The following is an 11,149-nucleotide window of genomic DNA, read 5'->3' on the forward strand; positions in this document are numbered from 1 at the left end:
TGCCTATGCCATGCGGAACATCTCGCGGGTTTCGGCGGGCGTGGCGATCTCGCGTCCCATCATCCTGGCGATCTTCGCGAAATGGTGGATCACGTCGCCGTTGTTGGGCGTGCCGAGTTCCGGCCAGCCGTAGTCGCCAAGGCCGATCGCGATGTGGCCGTCGAGCTCCATCGCCGCCACCGCCGGCGCGGTGGGATTGCCGATCTTGTTGCACACGGTCCATTCCAGCGGCGCCTTGGGCAGGAACGGCAGATGCGCGTAGAGGCCCTGGATGGTGCCGGGGTGGCCGCCCAGGATGCCGTGGTCGGTCAGCTCGAACATGAAGTACGGCGTGTCCTTCACCAGCCCCATGTCGCGCAGCGCGCTGAAGCAGCGCGTAAACGCCACCGTCCAGCTCACGAACTGCGGCTTGACGCCGAGCTCGGGCAGGCGCCGCGCGAATGCCTCGAGGATCCTGGTCTCGTTCTTGTAGGTCAGATGGCCCGTCAGGTAGCGGTTCGCGATGTAGTCGAAGCGGTCGATGTTGGTGCTGCCGCAGTCGATCGGCGCCAGGTCGGGCTGCGTTTCCGGCGACTGCGCGAGCACCTCGATATGGGCGAGCCGGCTCATCTCGCCTTCGTTGGAAATCTGGCCGAGCGTCGGGAACACCAGGCAGTCGCAATTGGCGCGGATGGCGCGGATGCAGGCGGCAAAAGTCTCCGCGTCGTGGGCCGGCTTGCCGTCGGGCTGCCGCGCGTGGAAATGGATGATGCTGGCCCCGGCCTCTCGCGCCTTGGCGGCCTCTCGTCCGATCTCCTCCGGGGTGTAGGGGATGTTCGGATTTTCGGACCTGGGCATGTACTCGTTGATGCGTGCCTCGATGATCAGTTTCTTCCGCGCTTTCATGCCGTCTCCAATGCGTTCGAGCGTCTGTTAATCGGACTTGTTCGGACCTATCAGACCACATCCTATCCACCTATCAGACCAAACGCCAGGGATCTTTGCGCAAAACCGGGTATACCCTTGGGCGGACGGAAAGGAAGCGGTTTCGCGTGGCGCATCGTCCGCCGGATGGCCGTGGCGGCGCGCGCGGCCCGGCGCGGAACCAAGGCGCCGGGCAGGCCCACAGAAGGTTGGGCCTATGGTCTAATAGGCAGACAGCCGACCTAGTTACCGCACAAGATGCAATCTTCGATCCCCAACCAGCCGATTCGCCGCAAGAAGCTCTACGAAGAGGTCGCGTCGCGCCTCGAATCGATGATGCTCAGCGGCGTGCTGCGCCCGGGAGACACCCTCCCCCCCGAGCGCGAGCTGATGGACACGTTCGAGGTAGGCCGCTCGTCCATCCGGGAAGCCTTGTTCGCGCTGCAAAAGATGGGGCTGGTCGTGATCCGCAACGGCGAGCGCGCCTATGTCACGCGGCCGTCCGCCGACGCCCTCGTGGGAGAGCTGTCGGGCGCGGTGCGCCATCTGCTGTCGACCGCGGAAGGCGTGCGGGACTTCCAGCAGGCGCGGACCATGCACGAGATTTCGCTGGTGCGCTACGCCGCGCAGCACGCCTCGGCCGACGACATCGCGGCGCTCGGGCAGGCGCTCGAAGCCAACCGGAACGCGCTGGGCAACGCCGCGGAATTCACCAGGACCGACGTCGAATTCCATCTGGCCATTGCCAGGATTCCGAACAATCCCATTTTCCTGGCGCTGCATACCGCGATGGCCCGCTGGCTCGAAGAACAGCGCGCGACCTCCCTGCAATCGGCCGGCGCCGAGCAGGCCGCCTTCCGCGCCCATGAGCGCATCCACGCGGCCATCGCCGCGCACCAGCCGGACGCGGCGGAAACCGCGATGCTGGAGCATCTGCGCGAAGTCGAGTCGCATTACTGGGCGGCGAAGACCGCCTAGCGCAAACGGCGGCCAAGTCCGGCGGGCAAGCCGCCGTTTCCCGCGCCGGCGCCGTTGCCGGCATGGCTCGCGCGGCGGTCTCGCGGCCGCGAGACGACGTGGCAATCGTCCGGCCGGCCCGGCGCGGGCTGCATGCGCGTTGCCCCATGCGTGTTGCCCCATGAGGTAGCAACGCAACAAAGTTTCCAGTAGCGTGTCAGGCGATCGAAAGCGGCGCCGGTTGAGGCGCGAACCACGGAACCATGACAAGGCCATCGACTACCCGGAATCCCCGGACCACCCGGACTACCCGATATCTGCTTTCCGCCTGCACTGGCCTCGCCGTCCAGGCCGTCCTGTCCGGCTGCTCGGACGAGACCAGCCGCTACGCGAAGACCATCGGCGACTACGAGCTCGACGCCGTGCCCGCGCGGCAGATTTCCCGCCCGGAGATCGGGAAGCCGCTCGACGAGCTGACCCGCGAGGCCTGCGACAGGCAGGCCGCGTCTTCGCTGGCGCGGGCACTGCTCAACGCCGGGTATCGCCGCGAGGCCGCCAACGTGCTGGTGAAGTTCGCCGGCAAATGCCCGCAGGGCGTGGCGCTCCTGCCCGGCGCCGTCCCGATCCTGTCGTCGATCGGCGACCTGCCGGCGGCGCTGGAGGCGGCAACCCGCGTGGTGGCCGAGAACGGCACGAGCCCGCAGGCGCGCTTCGCGCGCGCCGAGGTGCTGCGCGGCGCCGGCCGGTACAGTGAAGCGCTCGACGACTACATGGCGGTGCTGTCCCTCGCCGATCAGCCCGCCCGCGTGTCGGGCGATGTGTTTGCCGGAGCGGCCGAGGCAAGGGCGAAAACCGGGCAGCCGTGCGAGGCGAGCGGACTGATCCGCATGTGGATCGGCTGGGATCCGACGCGGCGCAATACCGCGCAGGCGCGCGCGCTGGCGGAGAAGTACGCACAGGCGGGACAGTGCGAGCGGGCAACGGCGAAGCGCCCCCAGACATTCGCGCGCAAGCGCGGCGAGGTGGTGATGGCGCGCGTCTCGGTCAACGGCCATCCGGGCACGTTCGTGGTGGACACCGGCGCCAGCTTCGTGTCGTTCAGCGAAGCGTTCGCGCAGCAGGCCGGCGTGTCGGCGGAAAAGGCGCGCCGCATACAGTTGCGGACCGCGAATGGCCTGACCGACGCGATGCTGACCACGTCGAAGACGGTGACGCTGGGCACCGCCGAGCCGGCCGACGTGTCCGTCGCGATCGTCAAGGGCACGCCGTTCGGCCCGAAGATCGATGGCCTGCTGGGCCAGTCGTTCCTGTCGCAGTTCGAGGTGAATTTCCAGCCGGATCGCTGGACGCTCGGCGAAAGGTCAGAGAACGAAGCGCGGCATTGACCGGCAAGCCCGCCGAGACCGGATGCCGCCACCACCGCCACGCGCCGCGTTCTCGAGAGCAATTGCCGCCGTCTACCTCGAATTGGCCAGTGCCACCGCATCGGCGCCCGCCGGAAACCGAAGCAGCCCGGACTTGTCGTTCGCCGCGCGCCACACCGCCTCGGCCACGTCGGCCTCGGTGGTCAGCGCGGCCGGCTGCGCCAGTGCGGCGAAGATGCGCTGCGCGGCGGGCGCGTAGGCTTCGGGAACGAGGCCGGCCATGCGCGCGCCGCCGTTGGCGGTGAAGCGCGTGCCCGGCCCGTAGCCCGGCTCGACCAGCTTCACGCGCACGCCGAACGCTTCGAGCTCGAACGCCAGCGACGCGGTGAACCCCTCGATGGCCGTCTTGCTCGCGGTGTAGACGGCCACCATCGGCATCGGCGCCAGCGTCGCGCTCGAAGTCACGTTCACCACCACGCCCGCGCCGCGCGCGCGGAACCCGGGCAGCACCGCCTGCGTCATCGCCATCACGCCGAAGGTGTTGGTCTCGAACACCTCGCGCACCGTGGCCATCGGGGTGGCCTCGAACGCGCCGAACAGGCCGATGCCCGCGTTGTTGACGAGCACGTCGACGGGGCCGCTCGCCTCCAGCGCGGCGGCGATGCTCGCCGGCTTCGTCACGTCGAGCGCGAGCACGCGCAGGCGGTCCGAGCGCGGCAGGACATCCTCGTCCGGCGTGCGCATGGTGGCGACGACGTTCCAGCCCTGCGCGTGGAAATGGCGCGCGGTCTCCAGGCCATAGCCGGAGGAACAGCCGGTGATCAGCACGGTTTTCATCAGACATCCCTTGGTGGTTGCGATGTCCGCCACGATAGCGTCGGCACGGCGGACTTCCTACAATGGGAAGTCCAGCTTTCGTTTGCCATCGTCCAATCCTTCCAGCCCATTCCAGCCATGAACGACCCTCTCTCGCAGGTCATCTCGCTGCTTCAGCCGCGCGCCGTGTTCTCGAAGTCCATCAGCGGCGCCGGCCGCTGGGGCGTGCGCTACGCCGACTTCGGCCAGCCGAGCTTCTGCGCCGTGCTCGAGGGAAGCTGCCGCCTCGCCGTCGACGGCCAGCCGCCCCTCACGCTCGAGGCGGGCGACTTCGTGCTGCTGCCGGCAACGCCGGGCTTCGTGCTGTCGGGCTTCGCGCCGGTGACGCCCGAGCGCATCGACCCCAAGGTAAAGCCCGCGCCGGCCGGCGAAGTCCGCCACGGCACGCGCGGCGGGCGCCCCGACGTGCGGCTGCTCGGCGGCTATTTCATCTTCGATTCGTCCGATGCGGAGTTGCTGGTGCCGCTGCTGCCGGCGCTCGTGCACGTGCGCGGCGCCGCGCGGCTGTCGGTGCTGGTGCGCCTGGTCGGCGAGGAGGCGGGGGAACGGCGCTCGGGCCGCGAGCTCGTGCTCACGCGCCTGGTGGAAGTGCTGCTCATCGAAGCGCTGCGCGCGACCTCGGGCGACGACGCGCCGCCGGGATTGCTGCGCGGCCTGGCCGACGCGCGGCTCGGCCAGGCGCTGCGCCACATGCACGCCGATCCCGCACGCCCGTGGACGGTGGCCCAGCTCGCCAGGAAAGCCGCGCTGTCGCGCTCGGCATTCTTCGAGCGCTTCCTGCGCGCCGTGGGCATGCCGCCGATGGAATACCTGCTCGCCTGGCGCATGGCGGTGGCCAAGGACCTGCTGCGCCGCCACGACTGCGGCATCGCCGAGGTCGCCGAGCGCGTCGGCTACGGCTCGGCCAGCACCTTCAGCACCGCGTTCAGCCGGCACGTGGGCCAGCCGCCGGGCCGTTTCGCGCGCGAGCGCCAGGGCATCGGCGGCATCGACCTTCCGGCGGACCTGCGCCGGCAGGAATGACCGCCCCCGCAGCCGCCACGCGCCATGCGCGCGAGCGCGATCAGGCCTTCCTGACGAACTCCGACTTCAGGCTCATCGAGCCAAAGCCGTCGATCTTGCAATCGATGTCGTGATCGCTGTCCACCAGCCGGATGTTCTTCACCTTGGTGCCCATCTTGACCACGCCGGCCGAGCCCTTCAGCTTCAGGTCCTTGATGACGGTGACGGTATCGCCGTCCTGCAGGACATTGCCGGCCGCGTCGCGATAGACCCGCTCGCCGGTCTCGGCCGGCGCGGCGGCTTGCGCCGACCATTCATGCGCGCATTCCGGGCAGATGTAGACGCCGCCGTCCTCATACGTGAACTCGGAGTTGCATTTCGGGCAGGAGGGCAATGTGCTCATGGGTCATCCTTGGGCCTGGCGGCGACAATGAAAACGCGGAAGTATAGCGCCGACCGGGGGCTGGCCCGTGTCGCCGCGCGTCCGGCCGCGGCGCTGGCTGCGCCAATCAGGCTGGCCACTGACGCTTCCTGCGGGACCGCACTCATCTACAAATGCGGCGCCGGTTCTCGCCGCCGGCACCGGGCACGCCGGCGAAATCCCTTGACTCCCCCAATACGGGCATATACCCTCTTAAAACGTGCATATACACCTAACCGCACCCGACCGGATACATGACAAGCTCCCCAGACACCCCGGAAGCCAGCCCGTGCAACTGCACGGCCATGCGCAAGGCCTCCAGGCGGCTGTCGCAGATGTATGACAACGCGCTGGCGCCGACCGGCCTGAAGTCCACCCAGTACTCCATCCTGGCCGAGATCAGGCGGCGCGGCGAGCCGCCGACCATGCGCGAGCTGGCCGACGCGATGGTCATGGACCGCTCCACCCTGGGCCACAACCTGGGGCCGCTGGAGCGCGACGGCCTGGTCGCGCTGGCGGCCAGCGAGACGGATCGCCGCAGCAAGCATGTGGTCCTTACCGCGCAGGGACGCGCCAGACTCGCCGAAGCGCGGCGGCTCTGGCAGGCAGTACAGAAGCGCTTCGAGCAGCGTTTCGGCGTGGCGGAAGCGGCAGCGCTGCGCGCGGTGCTGCTCGACATCGCCGCCGACGAGACCCTCGTCAACCCGGCCTAGAACGGTCCCACCCCACATTGAAAAAGGCCGCCATGGTCACGGATGCAAAGCGGCCCGAGCCCGACGAGGCGGCCGCAGACAAGAAGAAATTCCTGGTCCTGCTGACGGCGGGACTGGTGTCTTCGCTGATCATGCTGGACTCCAACATCGTGGCGGTCTCGCTGCCGTCGATCGCGAAGACGCTGGGGGCGAACTTCACCGAGATCGAATGGGTGGTGAGCGCCTACGTGCTCACCTTCGCCGCGCTGCTGCTGGCGGCGGGCTCGTATGCGGACCGGCACGGGCGCAAGCTCGCCACGCTGATCGGGCTGGCCGTCTTCACGGTGGCGTCCGGCCTGTGCGGGCTGGCGTCGACCGCCCTGATGCTGAACCTGGCGCGCGCGCTGCAGGGCATCGGCGCGAGCCTGCTGCTGACCGCCTCGCTGGCCATCATCAACCACGCCTTCGCCGGCGCCGAGCGCGCGCGGGCCTATGCGTTCTGGGGCGCGTGCCTGGGCATCGCCATCACGGGCGGGCCCATCGTGGGCGGCGTGATCACCGATCTGTTCGGCTGGCGCTGGGCTTTCCTCATCAACCTGCCGATCTGCACGGTGCTCTTTGTCGCGGCCGCCGCGGTGCTGACCGAATCGCGCGACCCGGACGCCAAGCGGCTCGACCTCGCCGGCATCCTGACCTTCAGCAGCGGGCTTTTCCTGCTGATCTGGGCGCTGATCGACGGCACCGGCGCGGGCTGGACCTCGGCGGCAATCCTGGGCCGGATCGCGGGCTCGGCCGCGCTGCTGTCGGCCTTCGTCGCGATCGAGCTGCGGCAGGCGCGGCCGATGGTCGATTTCCGCCTGTTCCGGCAGCCGACCTTCCTCGGCGCCGCGTTCGCCATGCTCGGTTATGCCGCGGGCGCGCAGGTGCTGATCTTCTTCCTGCCGCTGTATCTGCAGAACACCTACGGTTTCGCGCCCGCGGCGGCGGGCCTGGCGATGCTGCCGTTCGCGCTGCCGATGTTCCTCACGCCGCGGCTCGGCGCGGGGCTGGCGACGCGCCATTCGGGCCGGACGCTGCTTGCGCTCGGACTGGCGACCACCGTGGGCGGCGACCTGCTGCTGTGGGCTTTCGCCTCCGCGCACGCGGCGTATCCGCTGTTCGTCGCCGGCATGCTGGTGGCCGGCGCGGGCGCCGGGCTGCTCAACAGCGAAACGGCCAAGGTCATGCAGGGCGCGGTGCCGGTGCAGCGCGCCGGCATGGCGTCGGGGCTGTCGGCGACCACGCGCTTCGTCGGACTGCTGCTCGGCGTGGCCGGCCTCGGCGCGGTCCTGTCGCACGGCGTCACGCAGCGCTTCGTGGCGGCCGGCGCGGCGCTGGGGCTGGATCCCGGCGTGGCGGCGGCCGCCGCGAGGCGCGTGGCTTCCGGCGACACGGCGGGCGTCCTCGGTGCCGTGCCCGCCGGATTGCAGGCGCAGGTGCATGCCGCGGCCGCCGGCGCGTTCGCCGGCGGCTTCGCCGCGGCGAGCCTCGTTGCCGCGGCGGTGGCGGCCATTGCCGGCGTGCTGGCGTTCGCGCTGGTGCGGGAGGCCGATACGGCGCCGGTCAAGGGCGCCGGCGTGGGAGCCAACCTCGTCGCGGCGATGGAGTAGCGGCGCGGCGGGTGCCGGCCCGCATTGGCCCGTACCGCATCCGCCTCTACGCGGGCCGCGGCTCGGTCATCGCCAGCAGCGTCGGGTCCGCGGGCACCGTGGCGCAGTCGTCGCCCACCAGCGGACATTCCTCAAACACCAGCGCCACCCAGTCGACGAAGACCCGGACCTTGGGCGCGAGGTGCCGGTTCTGCGGATAGACGATCGAGATCGGCAGCGAGCGCGGGCGCCATTGCGGCAGGATCTCCACCAGCGCGCCCGATTGCAGATATTCCTTGAGCATGAAGCGCGGCGCCTGCAGCAATCCGGTGCCGCTCAATCCATAAGTGACGTAGGAATCGGCATCGTTGAAGCTGACTTTTCCGGGCATGCGGATTTCCGTCATTTCCCCGTTCACCATAAAAGCCAGGTCGATTATCCGGCCGGTTCTATTGGATACATAGTGAATGGCGGTATGGTGCTGCAAATCGGACAAAGTGCGCGGAATACCGTATTGCGCCAGATAAGCCGGCGACGCCACCGTGGAAAACCGCATTTCGCCCAGCCGGCGCGCAATCAGGCTGGAATCGTCGAGCTCGCCGACGCGGATGGCGCAGTCCACGCCGTCCTGGATCAGGTCGACGATCCGGTCGCTGTGGCTGACCATCAGGTCGATGTCGGGATAGCCGCGGTGGAACCGGTGCAGTTGCGGCGTGACCACCAGCCGGCCCAGCGTGCCCGGCATGTCCACGCGCAGCTTGCCTTTGGGGCCTTTTCCCAGCGTCGATAACGCGACTTCCGTCTCCGCCACCTCGGCCAGGATGCGGATGCAGTGCTCGTAGTACTCGGCGCCCTCCGCGGTCAGCTTGAGCTGGCGCGTGGTCCGGTGCAGCAGGCGCACGTGCAGGTGCGCCTCCAGGTTCTTGATGATGGTGGTCGCCGATGTGCGCGACAGGTCGAGCGATTCCGCCGCGCGCGCGAAGCTGCTCATTTCCACTACGCGCGTAAATACTTCCATTGCCTGCAGGCGATCCATTTTCCTCACCGGGATGTCATGCCGGAATACGCCGCTTTCATGCAAACCCGCGCAAAAGCCGGCCACTGTTCCGTTTCGCCAAATTGTGTTGAAAGTTATTGGCGTTTATTCGTGCAAGGCAATGTACCAGAATTCGTGCATCGCAACAGTCGGCATGGGCGCATATACCGAAAGGGATTGCCCGGCTATGTATGAAGACCCTCCGCAATCCGGTCCTGAGCATCGAGAGCGCCACAATCAGTGGCCATGCCCAGCGCATTCAATTGCGCACGTACACCCCGGTGCGGGCGAGCCGGTGCCTGCCCGTCGTGCTGTATTTCCACGGCGGCGGCTTCATGCACGGAGACCTCGATAGCGCCGACGTCGCCGCGCGCGCCATCGCGGGCCTCACGCCCGCCGTGGTCGTCTCGGTCGGGTATTCGCTCTCGCCGCGCTTTCCGTTTCCGGCCGCGCTCGAGGACGGCCATCTCGCGGCCGCGTGGGCGCTGGCCAACGCCAGGACGCTGGGCATCCATGCCGGGCGCATGGGCGTGGCGGGACACGATGCCGGCGGCAGCATCGCCGCGGGCATCGCCGCGATGGCGCGCGACCGCAAGGAGGTCCGCCTGGGGGCGCAGGCGCTGCTGGCGCCGCTGCTGGACCCGAGCATGACCCGCCTGGCCGACGCCAGCAAGATCGCGGCGCCGGACCTGCCCGCCAGCGAATGCGCGCTCGGCTACCGGTGCTACCTGCCCGAGGTGCGGCACCGCATGCATCCGTATGCCGCGCCGCTCGAGTCGCGCCGGCTCGCCCAGCTGCCGCCCGCGCTGATCGTGAGCGCCGGGCAGGACCTGCTGCACGTGGAAGGAGAGACGTACGCCCGCGAGCTGATCGCCGCCGGCGTGCCGACCGAGACGACGCGCTATGCCGCGGCGTCGCACCGGTCGATCGCCACCGACCCGGCCGCGCTGGCCGCCGTCGCGGCCTTCTTCAGCCGGCGGCTCGCCGCGCCGTGACGACCCGTTCCCGAATCCGGTTTCCGAATCCAACTAAGGAGTAGTGAGATGCTCAGTCAGAGATCCCTGTTTCGCAAGCCGCCGGTCCTGGCCGGCATTTCGCTGGCCGTGGCCGCGGCGGTAGCCGCTATTGCCGGCCTTGCCGGCACCGAGACCAGGGCCGCGCCGTCGTCGGCGCCGCCGCCGACCGAGGTCCAGGTGCAGTCGGTGGCGCCGGAGAACGTGCGCGTCTGGTCGAGCTTCTCGGGGCGGCTCAAGGCCGTGGACGAGGCGCTGGTGCGGCCGGAGGTGAGCGGACGGATCGTCGAGGTCCGCATCAAGGACGGCCAGACCGTGCGCGCGGGCGACGTCATGTTCGTGATCGACCCGCGCACCTACGAGGCCGCGGTGGCCAGGGCCAAGGCGGACCTCGCCGCGGCGCGCACCCGCGCGGACTTCGCCGCGACGGAATACGAGCGGGCCCGCGGCCTGATCGGCTCCGAGGCCATCCCGCGCAGCCTGTACGACCAGCGCGGCAACGAGGACCGCGTCGGCCGCGCCGCCGTGCTCGCCGCCGAGGCGGCGCTGCGCCAGGCCAGCATCAACCTGGACTACGCCTACGTCAAGGCGCCCATCGCGGGCCGCGTCAGCCGCGCCGAGATCACGCTGGGCAACCTCGTGCAGGCCGGGCCCAACGCGCCGGTGCTCACGCGCATCGTCTCCGGCGACGGCATCTACGCCGATTTCGAGGTCGACGAGCAGAGCTACATCCGCAGCATCCGCGGCCAGGCCGACACGCACAGCAAGGAACAGAAGCTGCCGGTGGAGATGACGGTGCTGGGCGACGCCGGGCACACCTACCAGGGCACCATCTACACCTTCGACAACAGCATCGACGCGGCCAGCGGCACCATCCGCGCCCGCGCGAAGTTCGCCAACGCCGACGGCGCGCTGGTGCCGGGCATGTTCGTCTCGATGCGGCTGGCCAGCGGCAGCGACACCCGCGCGCTGCTGGTGCCCGACGTGGCGCTGGGCAGCGACCAGAGCAAGAAGTTCGTCTTCGTGGTCGGCCCCGACAACAAGGTCGCCTACCGCGAAGTCACGCTCGGCGCGGGCATAGACGGCCGGCACATCGTGCTGGCCGGCCTCAACCCCGGCGACCGCGTCGTCACCAAGGGGCTGCAGTTCATCCGCCCGGACGCGGTGGTCTCGCCCACCGAAGCCGCCGCGGCGCCGCCCAAACCCGTGACCACCGCTGCGGTCCACGCGGACCCGGCCAAGAAAACGGCGGACTGA

At 69.3% G+C, this 11,149-nt stretch carries 11 protein-coding genes; 7 read left to right on the forward strand and 4 right to left on the reverse strand.

Translation table 11 applies throughout. The features are described 5' to 3' along the window. Positions 1-3 precede the first annotated feature (3 nt). On the reverse strand, positions 4-885 hold the full coding sequence (locus AC3WXD_RS13045) for a beta-keto acid cleavage family enzyme (protein WP_020200717.1): 882 nt from the start codon (positions 883-885) through the stop codon (positions 4-6). 276 nt (positions 886-1,161) lie between these two features. Between AC3WXD_RS13045 and nanR the strand changes: the two genes are divergently transcribed. Both nanR and AC3WXD_RS13055 read left to right on the forward strand, forming a co-directional pair. Then, entirely contained in the window at positions 1,162-1,881 is a 720-nt protein-coding gene (nanR, locus tag AC3WXD_RS13050) for a transcriptional regulator NanR (RefSeq protein ID WP_020200718.1), read from the forward strand. Positions 1,882-2,123: 242 nt separating this feature from the next. Then, positions 2,124-3,245, forward strand: coding sequence for a retroviral-like aspartic protease family protein (locus tag AC3WXD_RS13055; protein WP_492323879.1), 1,122 nt, complete (start codon positions 2,124-2,126; stop codon positions 3,243-3,245). Positions 3,246-3,317: 72 nt separating this feature from the next. On the opposite strand, the gene AC3WXD_RS13060 is transcribed toward AC3WXD_RS13055, so the two are convergent. Beyond that, entirely contained in the window at positions 3,318-4,061 is a 744-nt protein-coding gene (locus AC3WXD_RS13060; RefSeq protein ID WP_492323880.1) for an SDR family oxidoreductase, read from the reverse strand. Positions 4,062-4,178: 117 nt separating this feature from the next. Here AC3WXD_RS13060 and AC3WXD_RS13065 point away from each other — a divergent pair, with 117 nt between their 5' ends. Then, positions 4,179-5,123, forward strand: a complete 945-nt coding sequence (locus tag AC3WXD_RS13065) for an AraC family transcriptional regulator (RefSeq protein WP_492323881.1) — start codon at positions 4,179-4,181, stop codon at positions 5,121-5,123. Positions 5,124-5,163: 40 nt separating this feature from the next. On the opposite strand, the gene AC3WXD_RS13070 is transcribed toward AC3WXD_RS13065, so the two are convergent. Beyond that, positions 5,164-5,505: a zinc ribbon domain-containing protein YjdM gene (locus AC3WXD_RS13070; RefSeq protein ID WP_020200721.1), complete on the reverse strand. Its 342-nt coding sequence runs from the start codon at positions 5,503-5,505 to the stop codon at positions 5,164-5,166. Positions 5,506-5,777: 272 nt separating this feature from the next. On the opposite strand from AC3WXD_RS13070, the gene AC3WXD_RS13075 reads away from it, so the two are divergent. After that, positions 5,778-6,236, forward strand: a complete 459-nt coding sequence (locus AC3WXD_RS13075; RefSeq protein ID WP_492323882.1) for a MarR family winged helix-turn-helix transcriptional regulator — start codon at positions 5,778-5,780, stop codon at positions 6,234-6,236. Positions 6,237-6,268: 32 nt separating this feature from the next. Then, positions 6,269-7,864 carry an MFS transporter gene (locus AC3WXD_RS13080; protein WP_492323883.1) on the forward strand — a complete coding sequence of 532 codons (1,596 nt, stop codon included), beginning with the start codon at positions 6,269-6,271 and terminating at the stop codon, positions 7,862-7,864. Between the two features lie 46 nt (positions 7,865-7,910). Here AC3WXD_RS13080 and AC3WXD_RS13085 read toward each other — a convergent pair whose 3' ends face one another. Next, the gene (locus AC3WXD_RS13085) at positions 7,911-8,861 is read right to left on the reverse strand and encodes a LysR family transcriptional regulator (protein WP_082079855.1); all 951 of its coding nucleotides are present in this window, start codon (positions 8,859-8,861) and stop codon (positions 7,911-7,913) included. A 209-nt stretch (positions 8,862-9,070) separates the two neighbouring features. Between AC3WXD_RS13085 and AC3WXD_RS13090 the strand changes: the two genes are divergently transcribed. Continuing rightward, the gene (locus AC3WXD_RS13090; RefSeq protein ID WP_492323884.1) at positions 9,071-9,874 is read left to right on the forward strand and encodes an alpha/beta hydrolase; all 804 of its coding nucleotides are present in this window, start codon (positions 9,071-9,073) and stop codon (positions 9,872-9,874) included. A 48-nt stretch (positions 9,875-9,922) separates the two neighbouring features. Further along, the gene (locus tag AC3WXD_RS13095) at positions 9,923-11,149 is read left to right on the forward strand and encodes an efflux RND transporter periplasmic adaptor subunit (protein ID WP_020200726.1); all 1,227 of its coding nucleotides are present in this window, start codon (positions 9,923-9,925) and stop codon (positions 11,147-11,149) included.

The sequence above is a fragment of the Cupriavidus sp. FW216-B1 genome (assembly GCF_058789195.1).